This is a genomic window from Haladaptatus halobius (genome assembly GCF_020618475.1).
GTDB lineage: Archaea > Halobacteriota > Halobacteria > Halobacteriales > Haladaptataceae > Haladaptatus > Haladaptatus halobius.
Genome location: NZ_CP085335.1, coordinates 2581828 through 2600148, shown reverse-complemented (window position 1 = coordinate 2600148; position 18321 = coordinate 2581828). Strand labels below are relative to the sequence as shown.

Below are 18321 nucleotides of genomic sequence, written 5' to 3'. Positions count from 1 at the left end.
TGCTGTGGCAGCGGAATACGACCAAGGACATCCTCCCCGAGCAGGTGCTCGATGTCAATGAACGCCGGCTCTGGCGGCGCTACGAGCGAGGGCTTCGCGTTCTGCAGGTCGGGGACGCCGTTCGCCCGCTCGCCAGTGGTGAGTATTTCAATCCGGACGTGACGAAGGTTCTCCTAAACCACCTCAGTAACCACTATGGCGATGCGTTCGACACCTGCATCACCGCTGTGAGTGTTGAATATGACGTCAAACACTTCATGCGTGAGGTCGGCATTGACGACCCCAAGACGATGCACTTCGGTGAGGAGCGGTCTCGCGATGACTTCGGTGACCGTCCCGTTGGGTTCGTCCACAAGTCGATCGATCCTGGTGATGACTAGTGCTGAATCTGCTGGCAGAGTGTGACCTCCACGCCCAACCAGAGACCGTCGAGACCGAGGACGGCGACCAGCGACGGGCGCACGGCCGTGGGTTCGAGGGCCCTGATGCGGACAGCGCCAGCGACATTCTGGTCTCGGTGCGGGAGACGCACGTCGCCCAGGCCGCAGGTCGATACACACGGGGCGCCGATGATCCAGCGAATCAGGCGATCATGTTCGTCCACACGAGTGCGATGCCAACTGGCTTCGCTGACTGTCGTGTCCCCGAGGTCGAGTGAGTTGCAACCGACGCACAGCGTGCTATCATCGAGGCACTCCGAAAGCGGCGGTCTGCGACGGCTCGAGAGTTAGCTGCGGCAACAGATGTGTCGAAGCGCCATGTGGCAAAGACACTCGCTCGACTGCTCGACGACGGCCTCGTTCGATGTCATGAGAGTGTTGGGACACACGGTGCGGACGTGTTCCACGCTGAGGAGGGACCGACGAGTGGTGTGGTTGACCTGGGTGCGGAGGAGATCGCTAACAGCCTCGTATGGGGCTCCAATACGTGATCGTTAGTGATTGAAGCCGTCGAGACGCGACAGGCGGAACCCACTAGGCCTGGCAACACCCCGCCCCCGACGCGAGCCGTGTCACTGGCAGCGTTCCAAGAGGGCCCCCACCGGAATAGGCGGGTAGTCGCCGGTTTGTTAGCTCCCTGTCGTGAGCGGCAGCCCTACTATTTCTGCTCATTGTTTGGACGTCACTCGATAGCGGCCGACGTATCGAAATCGTGGAACGGCTTTCCACGTTCGGTGCTCAGGATATCGAGCGCCGCCGTCGCGCCCATCCAGACCGAGATAGCGGAGCCACTAAGTACTGAAGAATCACCCACTGATCACAGTACTCGAACAAAAGAGTTTAATCTATCATTGCTGTCAGAAAGGTTTTTATGGTGGGTTTGGGTTTGTGACTCCATGGCAGAGGATGACAATCTAGTCCAGCGGCGGAAATTTCTAAAAGCGGCGACTGCGGGCGGTGTCGCGGGTATGACGGCCTTAGCGGGTTGTTCTGGTGGCAATTCGAATGACAAACAAAACGACAACAAGAACGGCAATGCAAGCGCAGGCAAGGGCCTCTCGACCTACACCTACGTTAACAACGCCCAAAGCTACAACCCTCCGAGACACGACGCGATAAATCTTATCGCGAAACAGTTCAGCGAACTCGGACTGGATATGAACGTCGACGTGCTCGAATGGGGTACCTTGTACAGCCGAGTATCCGAAGAGTACAACTACAGTTTCGCAACGTGGCACACGTTCTTCGTCTCGGAACCGGTGACGGAGCTGAACACCCTTTTCAACTCTAAAAACACCGGCCCGGGGCAGGGTAACTACTCCGGCTATAAGAACCCTGACCTCGACAAGAAAATGAAGAGCTATCTGGCCGAGCCGAAATCCGACAAGCGAGTCGACCTGGCCCATCAGATACAGAAGACACTGATGGACGAAGTGCCGATGATGCCGATCACGCAAATGCCGCAGGCGGCCATCTACAACAAAAACCAGGTAGGCAACTGGCAAGCGGACCTCGCAAACGGGTTCAACTCCTACTGGACGATGATAAACCTGGAGATGAAGGGCGGCGAGGACACCCTCAAGGGCTATTGGCCCGAGACGCTCTCGACGATGAACGTGCTCGGTCACAACGACGAGAGCAAGCACGTCTACCAGTTCAACATGATGTACGACTTCTTGGTTCAGCTCAATAACAAAGCCGAACCAGACCCCAAGGTCAGCCTCGCTACGGACTGGAACCGGGTCGACGAGACCACGATGGAATACACCATCCGTACCGACCACTCGTGGCACGACGGCAAGGACCTCACCGCCAAGGACGTCGCGTTCACATACAACTACATCATCGAGAACGAGGTACCGCTGTACTCGACGCAGATAGAGTACCTCAAGAGCGCCGAAGCTGTCGACGAGTCGACGGTTCGAATCAAAATGTCCAAACCGCTGGGACCGTTCAACCTCGCAGTCGCGAACCTCATCCCCATCATCCCTGAGCACAAATGGGCCGACAGGAAAAACCCGAGTAAGGCAAACGTCCAGAAACCGGTCGGTAGCGGTCCCATGATGTTCGACTACTGGGAGAAGGGCAGCGAGTTTGGAATGAAGAAGTTCGACAAACACTTCGCTCCCGTTTCCTTCAAAAAACGGTTCTGGCGCGTCATCCCCGAATCGTCGACAGTGTGGGAGAACCTCAAGAACGGCGACCTCAATTACGAGCCGTTCGGCCGCATCGACAAAAGTCTCGACCAGAACCAAAATCACAAGAACATCGGCACGAAATTCCAGACCGCGCCGACGTTTTGGATGTTCACACCGAACGAGCGTAAAAAGGGTCTCGACGATGTACAGTTGCGGAAGGCGCTCGTCGAGACCATCCCTCGGACGCCCATCGTCGAACAGATTCTGTTCGGCTTCCCGAAGCCTGGCAGCAACGTCGTCTCGTCGGCGTTCGGGAAACTCCACACCGATGATGTGACCGAGTACAAGGAGAGCAAAAAAGCCGCCCGAAGCCGACTCAAGGAGGCTGGTTACACGTGGGATGACAACGACATGCTTCAAGCGCCGAGTGGTAACTAAGCTGGACGAACCGATTTCGGTTCGCGATCTCACTTAAATAAAACGGAAAAATATAATACAATATCATGGGAAAAGCGAGTTTCGTTATCAGACGCACGCTCCAACTCGTCGTGACGCTCTGGGCGGTCGGGACGGTGCTATTCGGCCTGTTTCGACTCATGCCAGGTGACCCGACCTCGTACGTGGTTTCCTCACAAATGACGCCGGAAGCGCGTCGAAAGATTATCGCAAGCTACGGCCTCGACCAACCACTCCACATTCAGTACATCAAGTTCCTTGAGAACCTGATAAAGCTGGATTTCGGTCAATCATTCCACTCGAACCGACCAGTCACAGACGTCATTGCGACCTACCTGCCAAACACGCTCGTGCTCATGCTGACGGCGTTCATCTTGGCTTACGCTATTGGTATCACGCTCGGCATCTTATCTGGGTGGTACCGTGGCTCCCGGTTCGAGAAAAATACAGTCATCGTTGCACTGACCGCTCGGAGCGTTCCCACGTTCTACGTCGGACTTATCGTCCTGTGGATTTTCGGTGCAGGCCTTGGCGTCATCCCAATGAGTGGTATGACCAGTCTGGGATCTCAAAGTACGGGATTCTGGCAGATAGTGTTCTCCCTAGATTTCCTGCATCACCTCCTCGCTCCGGCGCTGGTGCTGGGCTTCTATTTCATGGGCTACCCGCTGCTCATCATGCGTTCCAGCATGCTCGAAGTGCTTTCGGAGGACTTTATCGATGTCTGCCGCGCGAAGGGACTGAAAGAGCGGACCATAATGTTCAAACACGCCGCACGGAACGCGCTGCTGCCCATCGTCACCGCAGCGGCCATCGCCCTCGGCTATGCCGTCGGCGGGAGCGTCCTCATCGAGACGGTGTTCGCGTGGCCCGGTCTCGGTCGGGAGATGGTGCGAGCAGTGCTCCGGCGGGACTTCCCCGTCGCACAGGGGACGTTCATAGTCCTCGCTGCAACCATCATCACTCTGAACTTCATCGCCGATTTGGCGTACGGATATCTTGATCCTCGGGTGACCTACGATTAGAACAATGGCACAAGAAGAACCAACCAGTCGGTCGATATTCACCGACCTCGACGACAGGTCGTCCGATCACGAGATCAACAAGTGGCAACGAACAGCCCGTCTCTGGCGTGAGACGCTTCGCGACCACTGGGGAAAATTGACCAGCGAACTCTCGGTCAAGCTCTCGCTGATAACCGTGGCAGGGTTCGTACTCGTTGCCATCTTTGCGCCGTACATCGCGACCCATCAGCCCCTTCAGCGCCAGTATCAGGGTGACGCCGAGATAATTATCCAAAAGTGGGCAAAACCATCGCTCCTTGGCGCCGACAATTCCTACATCCTTGGGACGACCGCAGAGGGGTTCGACATCTTCAGCCAACTCGTGTACGGTACGCGTGCGGCGCTGATGGTCGGGCTCATCGCAGCGGTGTTCACCGCCGGGATAGGGACGCTCGTCGGTCTTGTCGCGGGCTACTACGGCGGAAAAGTCGACGACGCGCTCATGCGGCTGGTCGACTTTCTGTACGGAATGCCGTTGTTGCCGACCGTCATCGTCCTCGTCGCAGTGCTGGGGCCGAATCTCTGGAACATCATCCTCGCGTTGATCATCCTCCAGTGGCGTTCGACCGCCCGTGTTATTCGGTCGCAGGCACTCTCACTCCGCGAGCGGCCGTTCGTGAAGGCCGCGGAGGTCGCCGGTGCAGGCGACTGGCATATCATCAGTAGACATCTTGCCCCCAACGTCCTGCCGCTAACATTCCTGTACGGTTCGTTCGGCATCGCGTGGGCGATCTTGGCCGAGGCGGGCGTCTCGTTCATCGGTCTCGGCGATCCGAACACCGTCTCGTGGGGCACGATGCTCCAGGCATCGCGAGCGTACTCGGCACTCCAGTTCGGTGCGTGGTGGTGGTTCGTACCGCCGGGCATCTGTATCGGACTACTCGTGATTAGCGGCTTCCTCATCGGCCGCGGCTACGAAGAGATAACCAACCCCAAGCTACAATGAGTCTACTCGAAGTCAAAGACCTCGAAGTCTACTACGAAACCGAAGATGGTCCCGCTCAGGCGGTCGACGGTGTGTCATTCGAACTCGAAGAGGGCGAGAACCTCGGCATCGTCGGCGAGTCGGGTTGCGGTAAGACCACACTCGCTAAGGCGATAATCGGCATCCTTCCCGACGCTGGATATGTCAACCACGGCAGCATCGAGTTCAAGGGCGACGATCTCACCGAAATGATAGGCCCCGAGCGCCGCCGCCTCAAGTGGGAAGAGATATCGATGATCGCTCAGTCGGCGATGAACTCGTTGGACCCAGTGTACACCATCCGCGAACAAATAGTCGAGGCAGTCGAGACTCATCGTCCAGGAACGGGCCGCGTTGAGGCCGACGAGATGGTGACTGAGATGTTCGAACTCGTAGGACTGGACCCGGATCGTGCCGACGATTATCCCCATCAGTTCTCCGGCGGGATGCGTCAGCGCGCCATGATCGCGATGGCGCTTGTGCTCGAACCGTCGCTGATGTTGGCCGATGAGCCGACCACGGCGCTTGATGTCATCATGCAGGATCAGATCCTCAAACGCATCAGCTCGATTCAACAGGAGATTAACTCCTCAATGCTGGTCATCACCCACGACGTGAGTGTTGTTGCTGAGACATGCGACCGTGTCCTCGTGATGTACGCTGGGAAAGTGGCGGAAGAGGGATCGGTCGAAGAGATATTCAATCAACCGTATCACCCATACACTATTGGCCTGAAGCGGGCGTTCCCGAACATCCGGATGACGGACCAAGACCTACTGTCCATAGCGGGGTATCCACCCGAACTGGTGGATCCGCCCCAGGGCTGTCGATTCGCCGAGCGATGTCCGATGGCAACCGACCGGTGCCGCGAGGAGGAACCTGAAGCACAGTACATCAACAGCCTGCGATCGTACTGCCACTATGCCGACGAGATCGACGCAGAGCTACGTCCGTACGCCGACGACGCAAGAACGTGGGACCAGACTGCTGCAGCCCAAGACGTCGGAGGTGACTGAGATGAGCGACGTACTCCTCAAAGTCGACGATCTCAAGAAACACTTCAAGGTCGATCAGGGGTGGATAGCAAGTCTGATGCAGTCGGTCTCCGGTGGGGAACCAGAGTACGTCCACGCCGTCGACGGCGTCAGTTTCGACCTTCACGCGGGCGAAACTCTCGGATTGGCAGGCGAGTCCGGCTGCGGCAAGACCACAACGGGAATGTCGCTGGTAAAGCTCCATGAACCGACCGCCGGTGAAATCATTTACAACGACAAAGGGCTTTCGAAGGCCAGCGACGACGAACTCAAAGAGTTCCGGCAGAACGCCCAGATGATATTTCAGGACCCGTTCGAGAGCCTGAATCCCCGGATGACGGTGTACGACACCGTTGCCGAACCGCTCCGCATCCACGACATCCGCAACGAGACTGCGCGGGTCCAGCGCGCACTAGAATTCGCGGAACTTCTCCCGGCCGAGCAGTACTTCGATCAGTATCCCCATGAGCTGTCCGGAGGTCAGCGCCAACGCGTCGCCATCGCGCGTGCCCTCGCGCTTGATCCCGATTTTATCGTCGCAGACGAACCGGTGTCGATGCTCGACGTTAGTCTCCGAGCCGGAGTTCTGTCGCTGCTGGATCGGATGACCGACGAGTTCGGACTTTCGGTCGTCTACATCAGTCACGATCTCTCGTTGCTTCGGCATATGTGCGACCGCCTCGCTATCATGTACATGGGCAAAATCGTCGAGAAGGGGCCGACGGACCAGGTAATTGAGAATCCCCAACATCCCTACACTCAGGCACTCATCAACGCGGTTCCCGTCCCCGACCCGGACGTGGGACGTGAGCGAGTCGAATTACAGGGCGAAGTGGGCGACGTTATCGACATTCCGACTGGCTGTCGGTTCAAGGCCCGCTGTCCGAAGCACATCGGCGACGTCTGTGACAAAGTCGCCCCGCCGTTGGAACAGAAGGCGGACGTCGACGGAGAGCAGGACATCGCCTGCCACCTCTACGAGAGTGCGGAGGGGTACAATCCCTACGAGGAGTTAGCAGGTGAACGTCGAGAGGACGAAGTCACCACGAGCGACGACACCGAGTCGGCACCGGCGGACGATTGACCTATTCATCTCGTCTCGCTCACCGGGCGCTGCCCCGAACTCACCGGGCGCCGCTACGAACCCAATTAGTCTCGGTGCTCTCGTAGCAGTGGTTCGTCGTCTGGTACGGCCATATCGAGGAGTGGATCGTTTTCGTATACTGCCACGCCCTCGTAACGGCTGAGGACGTACCCCGAGTGGTCTGCGTTCACTCGGGTCTTCGTCTCCCCGTGGGGAGTGACAATATCCGCAACTACCTGTCCCGATTGGACCCACTCTCCCTCTTGCACCCTATATTGAACGATTCCAGCGGTGTCCGCGTGTGGGTGGATGAGCCGTTTGAGATCGGTCTCGGCAGACAGCTCGAACTCCATCGGGAACGACGTCGATTCGGTGACCATCCCGGAGACGTGGAGCACGTTGTACAACCCGACGATAGCTGCCTCACAGACGTCCTGTTCCACGACGAACCGACCGCCGAGTTCCGGAGTGAACGCCGGAATCCCGTCTGCGACGGCTGTCCCGGTCAACGTGTGCTCGAGCGACCGTCGCTCGGTCTCCTCGTGACTGAACTGGTTGACCACAGGGAGGCCGAACGCATCAGTGAGTTCGGTGATACGGTCACGTAACTCGACGGCTTCGACTTTCTCTCGATTTTCCCCGTAGCTCACTCGCGGTCGAATCGTGTACGGGTACGTCGCGACCCAAGACGTATGAAGCGAGATGACCACATCTGCGCTCGCGCTGATCTCCTCGTACAGCCGCTCGCAGATCAACTGCTGAACGCTTGGTGGCGTCTCGCCGTCTCCGCGCTCGAAGCCGAAGTACCGATTCGGGTCGTCACCGTGATAGTATGAGGTTCGAGCATTCGTCCGGAGTCCAGACGGGTTCATCACCGGAATACAGACGACGGTTCCCTGGAGCGGTTCGTCCCGAATTCGGGCCACAAACTCGTGTATCGCTTCCATTCCGGTCGGTTCGTCGCCGTGAATCGTTCCGGTCACCCATACCGTCGGCCCGGATTTTTCTCCTTCGATGACAACGACGGGAATATGTTCGGGCTGCCCCGTCGGCAAATCAGTGACGGAGAGATAGCCCGTAGAAACCTCACCGGGGTCCGACTCTGCAGTTCCAAGCTTCATGGGTCTTTCCGGCGACTATCCGTGTAAGTCGATGTCTCCGGCATGCGTTGCGGTCCGATGGGCGGACCGGGTGATCGGGTCGATGCGACGGGAGCAGCCCGCCCTTCGTGATCGATTTGCCGTCGCGTAGCGAGACGAGCTCTCTGCCGTTCTACAGTACCCCGATGAAACATAGCTGATCGTGAGTTCGTCATTTTCGTGAGTCAGTCGGTTAGTTGTCGCCTCTCTCGTTGGTTATCGGAGACGCTGGCAATCCTGATAATTGAGACCTCCGTAGAGGTGGATTGTAAACCCACCGGGAATTCTATCGTCGACGACACGTTCGTCGTATGGAAGCATTTCCGGGGGAAGCTCTGTTCGCTACGTATCGTCACCGACAGCGAGTTCTGTAGTTTCTGACTAATTCCTCTCCGCGGCTTACTTTTGAGTGCAAAGCCTCGTTCGGAGGCGAACGCTGGGCGCAGTCACCGCGTACGGAATCTGTGATTTGTGTTTCTCGTCGACACCCGTGACAGTTCCGCGAACACATCCGATGGCGGTCACCTTGCGGAGTGTCGAGGGGTCGTACGCTAGCGATAGCCCTTCGATGCGGCCGGCGCGTTCGCTGTTCCGAAGTCTGTAGCCCTCCGCGATGGGGAACTCGGCGCAGCCTCGGTCGGTTCGATTATCGACTTTTCGGTCAATATCTCTCGCGTAGAGGGCACTAGCGGGCATGACGCCCGACCGCTGGACGCGTTCAAACTCGTCACGAAGCCACGGTTCGTCGAATTGTTCGACGAGTACGTCGGCCCCGTCGCGGAGGGCCGTCCGGCTGGTGTCGCCGGGTGCGACCTCTAGATGGCGGGCATGGATTCGTGGTGCCTGCCCGAAGCCGAGACTGTGGACAGCGTTCCCGGTGGGAGACTCGTCTGCTTCGACTCCGGTGGCGGTGTTGTGGAGGTATCTCGTCACAGTTCCATTCTCGGCCAGTTGCACCGGTGTCGTCGGCCGGAGTTCGGCGTCATAGCTGCGAGCGGCCCACGATCCGGCGTGAACGGTATCCTCTATCGACAGCGACTCGGGACCGAGTTCGTCGCCGATGTTGTATGGACTTAATCCCATCTCGACCATGTCTGCTTCGAGATATCGCGAGACGAACGCGAACAACTGCCCGGCCGCCCGCGGACTTAGAACGACGGTCGTCTCGCCGGTCGGCACGTCGGCCGTCGCCGCTCGCGTCAACATCCGAGCGTCGGCGGCTACGGACTCGAACATGTCTGGGAGCTCGTCGAGGAACGCTGCGCCTCGAGTGGACCCGGCGTGGCGTCGAATCGTCGGCCCGTTTCGGACTGCGAAGGTGAACACCACGCTCGCGCGGTCTAGCGTCGTTCGAACGGTGCTTCCAGTCGTCGTCGCCGCGGTCTCCTCAACGTGCGCGTCGGCATAGTTGACCCACTGTCGTTCTAGATCAATATCTGCCGCCGCTGTGAGACTTGCTTTAATGGTCGAGCGTTTCGTTTCTAGCGGTACATTGTCGATTCGATCTATTGCCCAACCATCGTGGACGGCTCTGTGGGTGGTGAGCTGGTCAAATCGGGCGGGGTCAGCCTGGGCCAGGAACTTGCCGCCGCGAACTGCTCTGTCCGCTACGTCGGCTAACGTCTCCTCGTTTAAATTCGTCGTGTATCGATAGTCGGCAGCGCCATTGGCGAAGACGCGACACCAGATGCCTGTCTCGTCGAACATGAGTTCGTCCCGTGGGCCATCTTCGGTCACGACGATGTCCGTCTTCGCCTGCGAGACGGCTCCCACCTCAGCGTACGCGACATCGTCGTCGTCCTCTAAGCGGTCGAGCAACCATTCCATCGCCGCTATCGGGTCGTCGCTCTTTGTCATGCGAAAGGATACCAATCAATAAGGTATGAAACCACCGGAGGTCGACCGGGTTTATCATTGCTCGAACGAGTGAACGCATTGAAGATCGACTCGACTATCTTTAAACAGCGAGAGAATTCCGCCCTTTAGGGCAGGCGTGAATCGCGTCACTCGACTACGCAAGTCACCATCTACAGCAGTCCGAATACCCAACGCAAATTATTAGTGCAAAAATAATGCACAAATAATTGTGCGAACTAAAATCGATATAGAACGGGGAGACGACCTCCACGAGCGAGTAAAAGACTACGCTCGTGACAACGGTATCCGACATCCCCGTGCCTACGCTGAACTAATCGAGAAGGGATTAGACGTCAGTGATGATGATAACTAAGACGCTCCAAGCGACCTTCGCTCCGCCGACGGTGCACAAGCAGTCGAAACTCAACGACTTGCTCGACACCTACAGGACGGTCTGCAAGAGGCGTTCGACGCTGGGGCGAGTATCATGTCGGCGGTGAGCGACATCGTGACGCCCTACGACCTGTCGTATCAGGCGAAGGCTGCTCTGTGCAACTACGTCCCGAAACTGCGGAAGACATACAACGCGAAGGAGTTGGACGATGGCCACCCGATACGGCTCACGAATCAGTCTGCGAAGTTCGACCACTTAGAGGAACGCGACTATGAGTTTATGTGGTGGGTTCCGCGCCCCGGTCGGGGAATGAATTTCTGGATACCGCTTCGCATCAATCCCGAGCAGGAAGATCTCTGGCACGACCTCGTAGCAGAGGACGCAAAGGCAGGCGAGATACGGCTTCAGAAGCACCGGAAGAACTGGGTACTACACGTCACCGTCGAGTACCCGGTCGAAGAGTCAGCGACGGTCGGTAACGCCACCACATCGGCTTAGACATCGGAGAAACCGCCTGATAACGGGCTGTGCCCTCAAGGACGGTTCTCTGGCTGACCCGTTCGTGTATGACGGAAGCAGAGCAAAGCACCTCTGCAAAGAGATGCACACGACCCTGAAACGCCTCCAAGATCGTGGCACATTCGAGTGGTGGATTGAAGACCGCTTCTCGCATTACCAGAACGCGCTCACCGACATCGTGGAGAAAGTGTCTCGGCAAACCATCAAGTACGTCAAACAGTTTGAGAACCCGGTGTTGGTGATGGAGGACTTGCGTACATTCGGGAAGGCTTGACTACGGGAAGTACATGAACCGTCGCCTTCACTCGAGGGCGTTCGCCCGACTGCAAGGGTGCATCAAGGATAAGGCGACGGAGGCAAGCATCCCGGTCGAGTACGTGAACCCGGCGTACACGTCACAGACATGTCACGGCTGCAATCGTATTGGTCAGCGGGACTCACAGGCTGATTTCTGGTGTCCGAACGACGACTGCTACGTTTCGACGTTTCAGGCTGATATCAACGCTTCCGCGAATATCGCACGACGGGTTGACCCGTGGGGAGAGAGCATTCCGCTTGACAAGGCGGAACGCGATGACTCGCCTCGGGATGGGCGCGGTTGTGACACCGCCACGTCTCACCGTGAGAAGAGCATACCAGCGCAGATGACGCTCACGGCGTTTCGAGAGTCAGAACCCTCTGCCAGCGACGACTAACTGGTATTCCCCATGCGTTGGAAGCCTCGCCGTTACGGCAAGGAGGATGTTACTGGCGATTCTTGCGCTGCTGTGCCTCTGCTTCCGCCTCGTACGACTCGGCAATAACAGTATCCTGCAGTTTCCGTCGATACTCCCATCCACCAGCCAACAAGATGAGGAGCGCAAATAACGCGCCGCGTAACGGAGCCCCCGCGAGTGAGAAGTAGGAGAATGCGACAACGGCGAATGCCACGGAGAGCCCGAGACTGACCGTCGCCCATCCGTTCCGTCGCAGTCGAAAGTTTGGCATGTTTTTACGTATCAGGAGCGACCGTATCAACCTTCGGGAAGTCAGTGTCGAACGGTAGGGATACTATTGATACGGCGTTCGGTTAACGATCGTTTGAACTGCCGACGGCGATACATTTACGACTTGTTCTGATCGACGATCATGTCGATTTCTGGGATGATTTCCCTGATTACTCAACGGGATAAGTAGATACGCTCGCCATGGTATTAAATTTTCGAGCACCTGCGGCTCCTAAGCGGCCAACTTTGCACCAACTACGCACCCATCGAGAGAAGAATATCGGAGAGCTGCTAAAATCCAGTGAGGACGCTAAGCATTGGCACCTCGCTCCATAGATCCTTTCCAGGTTAGTGTGACATCCTCCCGCGCCTACAGACGCGGGGCTCCCACAAGCCGATCGTGCTAAGTTTGGATGGTTACGGTTCGCACCCCGACGAGGTACTGGCTATGCCACGTGGCCGGTACTCCTATCTTGTTCAGGAAACGAACGGGACTTGGAGGTACTTGGTTGTTTTGTGTCGATCCGCCGTCCGAGGGCGTACTTATTTGGTAAGACAAACACCCAATCAACTGCCAGTTTATAGACTGTCAGAATCCGATGGCCCCCATCGAATTGACAATGCAAGATGCGCGGAGAGAGCATCTAAGACTTCGATTAGGGGGGATTTAAACAGATAAAAACGGCGATGCATCCACGCCCTTGAGGGTCTGGTATTCTCGCCTGTAATTCCTCTAAGAGTAGTAAACCCTAATAAGACGCGATCATCCCTGCCGTAGACACTTAACTCACTTGCACTCCTATCGACGAGCCGATGCCACCATACAAACCAGTCAACTCCCCAGACAAGACGACGATCTTCTCTTATCACGACCTGACCCCTCCCACAACACGGGACATCTATAAGGCACAACAAATAGTCAGGCAGTATCTCCCGCGAACTCCGTTAGTGCGTAGTGAGAGTCTCTCAGCCGAACTTGACGCTAATGTGTTGATCAAGCGTGAGGATACACTTCCGACACGATCTTTCAAAATTCGGGGGTTCTATAACCTCGTCGCCGAGCTTGAGCCAGAGTTTCGTGAGAAAGGATTAATCACGGCGAGTATGGGCAATCACGGCCAAGGGATGGCGACAGCTGCACGCGAATTCAATATTCCGGCAATTATCGTCGTTCCTGAGACACTCGAGAATCAGACGAAAATCAGCAGTATGAAGCGGCTTGGTGCGACCGTCATCAAACACGGCCAGGATTTCGATGAAGCCCGCGAATACGCTGAACAACAGGCAGCTAAGGAAGGATATCGGTATGTGCACGGTGGGAATGAGCCCCATCTGATTGCCGGCCGTGCCAGTGCTGGTCTCGAAGTTATGGAGGACTGTCCAGAAGTGGATGTTGTAATTAACCCTGTCGGCGGAGGGAGCAGTGCTTCAGCCTATGCACTCACGATTGGCAAACTCCTCGGAGGTGATGTTATTGGCGTTCAGGCAACCGGGGCTGATGCTGTCTATCGAGCGTGGAGTGAGGGAACGATTGAACTCCAAGAGCAAGCTGATACGTTTGCTGAGGGAATCAATACACGGACCCCATTTGCACTCCCGCTTCAGATTATGCAAGACTACCTGACAAAGATGATGCTTGTCGAAGACGACGACATACGATTTGCCATTCAGAAACTTCTTACCGAGGATGCAGTATTAGCCGAGGGGGCAGCCGCCGTCGGTGTTGCAGCTGCAGTTCAATTGGGCGACAAACTTGCAGGGAAGACCGTCGTTTTACCAATCACAGGAAGCAACCTCTCGGCGGAAAAACTCCAAGACATACTCGTTAACTCGTGAGGGACTACAGTTCCGAATTGGTGTTCCACGGTATCCAAAATACAAGTGGTAAGCCCCATCTTCAACGGAGGGGACAAAAGAGTAAGGGAGGAATACAGTAGCGTTTCTGTATTTTCACTATGTGGCTGATCTTCCAACATCGGCGATCGAATAAGTAGTAAGATATCCGCCATGCTTCTAGCGATGATCAAACGCAGAAAGAAACGTGTGGAAGACGTGTAGACAAAGTGCCAAATTGATAGGAGTGGGCCAGGTCAAACCGCACAACGAGGGATATCGCCCATAGAGTCAAGAACCGCTATGTTCACAGTGGTGCAATTTCTGCTGCTGAAACAGGAAGTTTCAGCCTTAATGGAGGCGCGAAGCACTACACTAGCCGGCAAGTTCACGCGCTCGATATTGCCCTCTTTATTCTTCAGAATAATCGAGTGGATCACGATGAGCAACAGTGCAAATAGCATCGGTCAGCACCTCGACTGCGATCGGTAGTGACGCTTCGTCGATATCAAACGTCGCTTCCCACTGCCGCCCGCTAACAGCGTGAACTGATAGACGCCGATACACATCATCACCGCGAGTCCGAGGAAACCGGACGTTTTGAGTATGAGAGCTATAAGACATATAATACATATTATAATACGATAAACATCTCCAAAGATGATTTCGCCCGTCGGTTGCCGAACCTCGAACGTGGCTATATCTCCGCTTCCGTTGTCGAGAGTGGCATGACGACGGTACCCGGCGAACGAACGCGGGACGCCGTTCCGTGGGGGCTGCGACGGTCAAGGTCGTTCTCGCCAGCACGACGCTCGCACCGTTAGTCGTTCCGCTCGTCAGCCCCGCGCTTCAGGTCATCCGCAACGCGTTCGGCATCACCGACGCGCAGGCGAGTTTGCTCATCTCGGTGTACTTCCTGACGGGCATCGTCCTCTCCCCGTTCATCAGCATACTGGCGGATCGACTCGGACGACGATACGTCCTCGTCCCGTCGCTGTTCGTGTTTAGTCTGTGCGGCGGTGCGCTCGCGCTGTCGCCCGACTACACGACCCTGCTGATAATCCGCCTCCTCCAAGGAACTGCGGCCGCCGGCATCTTCATCACGACCGTCACGCTCATCGGGGACGCGTTCGACGGCGTCCAGCGCAACGCCGTCCTCGGCGTGAACACCGCGGTGCTGTCGGCGGGGGCGGCGCTCTACCCCCTCGTCGGTGGCGTCCTCGTTGGCTACGCGTGGAACGCGCCGTTTTTGGCGTATCTCGCCGGGCTACCGGTCGCCGCGTTCGCCCTGTTGACCCTCGACGAACCGATAAGCGAGCGCGAACCGCGAAGCCTCACGTACATCAGAGGCGCGCTCTCCGCGCTCGGCGGTCGGCGGACAATAACCTTCTACGGAACCGCCTTCTTCACCGAAGTGTTGCTCTTCGGGTCGGTGCTCACCGCGCTCCCCTTTCTCCTCGCTGAACAGTTCTCCCTCTCTCCTGTACTCATCGGTCTCGTCGTGATGGTCGCTGAGTTGGCGTCCGTCGTCGCCTTGCAGAACGGTCTCTTCGCTCGATTCCTCTCGAACGGCACGCTCGGATTCGTCCTCTACGGCGTCGGACTATTCGGTCTCTGGCTCGCTGCGACCCCATTGCTGGTCGGCGTCAGCGTCGTCTTCATCGGTGCGGGTCTTGGTCTGAGCATGCCCTCGGTGGACGCGGCCATCAGCGGCCTCGTTTCGCCTCGATTCCTCGCCGGCGCGCTGAGCATCCGCAACAGCACGACGTTCCTCGGTCGGGCGGTCGGCCCCGTGCTGTTCGCGGGGCTCGTGGTGAGCACGGGGTACAGACCGCTGCTGTTCGGTGCGGGTCTCGTCGCCGTCGCGTGGGGCGGCGTCGTCTTCGTCACGACTCGTCCGTAGCCGCTTTCGTCGTAGTCGGTTTCGCCCCTCGACGTGCCGTCCGTGTCACGCAGGCGGGATGCCGATGCGGTGTCGCCAAAAAGTAACCATTATACTGCACGCGGACTGGGGCTAGGATATGCAACGACGAGCAGCGGGCATTTACGTCGCCGTCTTTCTCGTTATCGCTGCCGGGGCGTACTCACTCATCGGAGTCGCTCAGGAGCCGACGGTCTCGGTCGAGAATCCCGACAAGACGCTCTCGAATCAGGGACAGAAATTCAGCGTCGACGGGCGACAGTACAACGTCACCTCCCTCAGCGACGGTTCCGCGAAGGTCGCGTGGACGAATCAGTCGGCCACCCACTCGGCAGCGTTACAGAACAACTCCACCGTCGAGCGCGGCAACACGACGTTCCGCCTCCTCATCCCGAACCAGTCGAATCCGAACAGGGCGACGCTCCGCGAGGTGCAGAACCTGACCAACAACACGCAGACCGTTCAGCAGGGCAACCAGACTTACGTCGTGGTCAACGGAAGCGGCGGTAACAAGTCGCTCGTCCCGGTCGAGCAGTACAAGCGCCAGCAGTTCGGCGAACCCGAAACCCGAACGCTGCGCGAGGGGAACAACTTCCGGTACCAGAACAATTCCACGACCATCGCGAACATCTCGAAGGAGTCAGTGACTCTCCAGTGGACGGCACCGAAGACGACCACGACCTCGCTCTCCGACGGCGGGAGGGTTCAACTTGGTCCGAACAACAAGACGTTCGTGGCACACAGCGAAGGCAGTAAGGTTCTGCTCTCGCAGAACGTGAAAGCCTACAACGAACAACAGGCGGAGATACGACACTTCCAAGAGCGAATCGCGGGTCTCTGGGGCGTCTCCATCCTCAGCTTCATCGCGGCGATGCTGCTGGCGATGCTCGCCTACATGCCGTTCAAAGGATAAGAGAACGGCTCCATTGGAACACCTTTTCACATCGGTTCCTGTCCGAACAGCGACTGCGTCTGCGAACGAGCAATCGGTCTCGTCAGCAGCGGACGTCAGAACTTTGCAAGATAGTCGGCTCCGTACCCATTCCGTATTCGAAGAGAATTCGAAGACAGATATCTCCGTTTCCGCTCCGCCGATGCCGATCAACTCACCGCCCGTCGGGTGGTCATCGACGACGCCGTGAATCGCGACGGGGTCGTAACACGACGCCGTGAATCGCGACGGGGTCGTAACTCTCGGGGGGTTTCTCACCACGGATTCGCACGACTCCCACTCTCCGAGTCCTTCGGCCGTTTCGACGGCGAAGTGAAACCTCTGCCGGACGTTCGTCTGGTTCACGAGTTCGACCTCCAATTCGTCGACGGTGGCCGCGTTATCGCCGAAGCGCGTACACCTGGAGAGCAGCACGACCGTGATGCCACTCCCGATCAAGAAGCGGCGACGGGTGGAGGGCATTTCTCGATAGAGTGAGGTTATATGTCATGAATTTTTCTCTTTCACGCTAATTGATGAGGGTGGCAAGTCCTGCCGATCTCAACGGAGTTGAATTCGAGAGAACCTTTTACGTTCGCGCGATCCACGCCAGAGCTCCGCCGATACCGACTGCGGCCAGCGCCCCGAGCACCTGCCCGAGCATGAGCAGGACGCTTCCGGACTTGTGCGCCCACGGCATCCCGACGAGCGTTGCGAGTCCGACGAGGGCGAGGAGCACCCCGAAAGCGCCTCCGAGCGGTTCGAGCGAATCCGAGACGTAGCGGTTCATGTCCGTGTTCTGTGTCGGGCTAACTTATAATATCTGCTGAACGACGGCGGGCGTCTCGGGCGAGGCGGTCGTTCGTCGTGCGTACTATTGGACAGAAGCATCTCGACGCCGATCTCGATAAGAATCCGTATGCAGACGTTCGTACCCTCGAGGGCGAATTACTGAATGTGGCCTTCGCGCCGAAGCTGGTCGGCGTCCTGCCCCGTGTAGCGCCACTCGATGTTCGCTTTCTCGTCCTGCCAGTCCCACGGTTCGACGAGGACGACGTCGCCCTCGTTGATCCACGTGCGGTATTTCATCCGGCCGGGAATCCGTCCCATCCGGTTTTCGCCATCCTCGCACTGGACGCGGACGTGGTTTCCGCCGTCGTGCTGGGTTACGACACCGAACATCTCGTCACTCGTGGGCATCCGAAGATTTCGACGCCCTGTTTCTTCACTCACACGTATCAGTAAGGAGCGGACACGGATAAGTCATGGGAGACGTAGGGTATCAGCTAACACGGAAGTGTATTTAACGGATTTCGTGAGCGTTTGAAGTACCGAAACCGCCGTGTGCGTTCTTCGCCTTCGGACTCCCCATGCTGCTTCGCTCCTCACCGTCGTTCGTCGCAAAAGCGGGCTGGAAGGGATTTGAACCCCTGGCCGTCTGGTTAAAAGCCAGACGCTCTGCCTAACTGAGCTACCAGCCCACAACTGCTGTTGCGGGTGGTGACGGTTAAACGTTTACCATTCCGGCCCGGAACCCGACGCCCGCCCGATGTCAGCAACA

General features: G+C 57.4%; 20 protein-coding genes, 1 tRNA gene and 1 pseudogene. 14 read left to right on the top strand and 8 right to left on the bottom strand.

The window, feature by feature from the left end; genetic code table 11:
- The first annotated feature begins 44 nt into the window (after window positions 1–44).
- From LIW51_RS15220 to LIW51_RS15210, 3 genes are read left to right on the top strand one after another with little or no spacing between them, the layout of a single operon-like run.
- A complete protein-coding gene (locus LIW51_RS15220; protein WP_227374947.1) occupies window positions 45–380 on the top strand; it encodes a hypothetical protein in 336 nt (111 codons plus the stop codon).
- Window positions 380–658, top strand: a complete 279-nt coding sequence (locus LIW51_RS15215) for a hypothetical protein (protein WP_227374946.1) — start codon at window positions 380–382, stop codon at window positions 656–658. Before LIW51_RS15220 ends, LIW51_RS15215 begins: the two co-directional genes overlap by 1 nt.
- Before the next feature lie 24 nt (window positions 659–682).
- Entirely contained in the window at window positions 683–931 is a 249-nt protein-coding gene (locus LIW51_RS15210; RefSeq protein WP_227376819.1) for a hypothetical protein, read from the top strand.
- Between the two features lie 191 nt (window positions 932–1122).
- Here the strand turns inward: LIW51_RS15210 and LIW51_RS38575 are convergent, their stop codons facing one another.
- Window positions 1123–1254: a hypothetical protein gene (locus LIW51_RS38575; protein WP_255766712.1), complete on the bottom strand. Its 132-nt coding sequence runs from the start codon at window positions 1252–1254 to the stop codon at window positions 1123–1125.
- A gap of 82 nt (window positions 1255–1336) precedes the next feature.
- Here LIW51_RS38575 and LIW51_RS15205 point away from each other — a divergent pair, with 82 nt between their 5' ends.
- The 5 genes from LIW51_RS15205 to LIW51_RS15185 all read left to right on the top strand — a co-directional run bounded on the left by LIW51_RS15205 (window position 1337) and on the right by LIW51_RS15185 (window position 7180).
- The gene (locus tag LIW51_RS15205; RefSeq protein ID WP_227374945.1) at window positions 1337–3016 is read left to right on the top strand and encodes an ABC transporter substrate-binding protein; all 1680 of its coding nucleotides are present in this window, start codon (window positions 1337–1339) and stop codon (window positions 3014–3016) included.
- Between the two features lie 65 nt (window positions 3017–3081).
- Window positions 3082–4059 (top strand): ABC transporter permease, encoded by a 978-nt coding sequence (locus tag LIW51_RS15200; RefSeq protein WP_227374944.1) that lies wholly within the window; start codon window positions 3082–3084, stop codon window positions 4057–4059.
- Between the two features lie 4 nt (window positions 4060–4063).
- Window positions 4064–5044: an ABC transporter permease gene (locus tag LIW51_RS15195; protein ID WP_227374943.1), complete on the top strand. Its 981-nt coding sequence runs from the start codon at window positions 4064–4066 to the stop codon at window positions 5042–5044.
- The gene (locus LIW51_RS15190) at window positions 5041–6078 is read left to right on the top strand and encodes an ABC transporter ATP-binding protein (RefSeq protein ID WP_227374942.1); all 1038 of its coding nucleotides are present in this window, start codon (window positions 5041–5043) and stop codon (window positions 6076–6078) included. Before LIW51_RS15195 ends, LIW51_RS15190 begins: the two co-directional genes overlap by 4 nt.
- Before the next feature lies 1 nt (window position 6079).
- Window positions 6080–7180 carry an ABC transporter ATP-binding protein gene (locus tag LIW51_RS15185; protein ID WP_227374941.1) on the top strand — a complete coding sequence of 367 codons (1101 nt, stop codon included), beginning with the start codon at window positions 6080–6082 and terminating at the stop codon, window positions 7178–7180.
- Between the two features lie 65 nt (window positions 7181–7245).
- Here LIW51_RS15185 and LIW51_RS15180 read toward each other — a convergent pair whose 3' ends face one another.
- Both LIW51_RS15180 and LIW51_RS15175 read right to left on the bottom strand, forming a co-directional pair.
- Window positions 7246–8301: a succinylglutamate desuccinylase/aspartoacylase family protein gene (locus LIW51_RS15180; RefSeq protein ID WP_227374940.1), complete on the bottom strand. Its 1056-nt coding sequence runs from the start codon at window positions 8299–8301 to the stop codon at window positions 7246–7248.
- Window positions 8302–8718: 417 nt separating this feature from the next.
- Window positions 8719–10176 (bottom strand): metallopeptidase TldD-related protein, encoded by a 1458-nt coding sequence (locus tag LIW51_RS15175; RefSeq protein WP_227374939.1) that lies wholly within the window; start codon window positions 10174–10176, stop codon window positions 8719–8721.
- A 229-nt stretch (window positions 10177–10405) separates the two neighbouring features.
- Between LIW51_RS15175 and LIW51_RS15170 the strand changes: the two genes are divergently transcribed.
- Together LIW51_RS15170 and LIW51_RS39175 are read left to right on the top strand one after the other, a co-directional pair.
- Window positions 10406–10549, top strand: coding sequence for a DNA-binding protein (locus LIW51_RS15170; RefSeq protein WP_227374938.1), 144 nt, complete (start codon window positions 10406–10408; stop codon window positions 10547–10549).
- A pseudogene (locus LIW51_RS39175) lies at window positions 10539–11784 on the top strand (RNA-guided endonuclease TnpB family protein). Before LIW51_RS15170 ends, LIW51_RS39175 begins: the two are co-directional and overlap by 11 nt.
- A 49-nt stretch (window positions 11785–11833) precedes the next feature.
- Here the strand turns inward: LIW51_RS39175 and LIW51_RS15160 are convergent.
- Complete coding sequence (locus LIW51_RS15160) at window positions 11834–12076, bottom strand: hypothetical protein (protein ID WP_227374937.1); 243 nt, start codon at window positions 12074–12076, stop codon at window positions 11834–11836.
- Window positions 12077–12888: 812 nt separating this feature from the next.
- Between LIW51_RS15160 and LIW51_RS15155 the strand changes: the two genes are divergently transcribed.
- Window positions 12889–13911: a threonine ammonia-lyase gene (locus LIW51_RS15155; RefSeq protein ID WP_227374936.1), complete on the top strand. Its 1023-nt coding sequence runs from the start codon at window positions 12889–12891 to the stop codon at window positions 13909–13911.
- 464 nt (window positions 13912–14375) lie between these two features.
- Here LIW51_RS15155 and LIW51_RS40445 read toward each other — a convergent pair whose 3' ends face one another.
- The gene (locus tag LIW51_RS40445; protein ID WP_497007394.1) at window positions 14376–14516 is read right to left on the bottom strand and encodes a DUF8059 family membrane protein; all 141 of its coding nucleotides are present in this window, start codon (window positions 14514–14516) and stop codon (window positions 14376–14378) included.
- 161 nt (window positions 14517–14677) lie between these two features.
- On the opposite strand from LIW51_RS40445, the gene LIW51_RS15150 reads away from it, so the two are divergent.
- The 3 genes from LIW51_RS15150 (at window position 14678) to LIW51_RS15140 (ending at window position 17258) form a co-directional block, all read left to right on the top strand.
- Entirely contained in the window at window positions 14678–15811 is a 1134-nt protein-coding gene (locus LIW51_RS15150; protein ID WP_227374935.1) for an MFS transporter, read from the top strand.
- Window positions 15812–15929: 118 nt separating this feature from the next.
- A complete protein-coding gene (locus LIW51_RS15145; protein ID WP_227374934.1) occupies window positions 15930–16742 on the top strand; it encodes a DUF8231 family protein in 813 nt (270 codons plus the stop codon).
- A 207-nt stretch (window positions 16743–16949) separates the two neighbouring features.
- The gene (locus tag LIW51_RS15140) at window positions 16950–17258 is read left to right on the top strand and encodes a hypothetical protein (protein WP_227374933.1); all 309 of its coding nucleotides are present in this window, start codon (window positions 16950–16952) and stop codon (window positions 17256–17258) included.
- Between the two features lie 91 nt (window positions 17259–17349).
- Here the strand turns inward: LIW51_RS15140 and LIW51_RS15135 are convergent, their stop codons facing one another.
- From LIW51_RS15135 to LIW51_RS15125, 3 genes are all read right to left on the bottom strand, one after another.
- Window positions 17350–17550 carry a DUF8123 family protein gene (locus LIW51_RS15135; RefSeq protein WP_227374932.1) on the bottom strand — a complete coding sequence of 67 codons (201 nt, stop codon included), beginning with the start codon at window positions 17548–17550 and terminating at the stop codon, window positions 17350–17352.
- A 158-nt stretch (window positions 17551–17708) separates the two neighbouring features.
- Window positions 17709–17993 (bottom strand): translation initiation factor eIF-1A, encoded by a 285-nt coding sequence (eif1A, locus tag LIW51_RS15130; RefSeq protein ID WP_227374931.1) that lies wholly within the window; start codon window positions 17991–17993, stop codon window positions 17709–17711.
- 174 nt (window positions 17994–18167) lie between these two features.
- Window positions 18168–18241: transfer RNA gene (locus tag LIW51_RS15125), tRNA-Lys, on the bottom strand.
- Window positions 18242–18321: the final 80 nt, after the last annotated feature.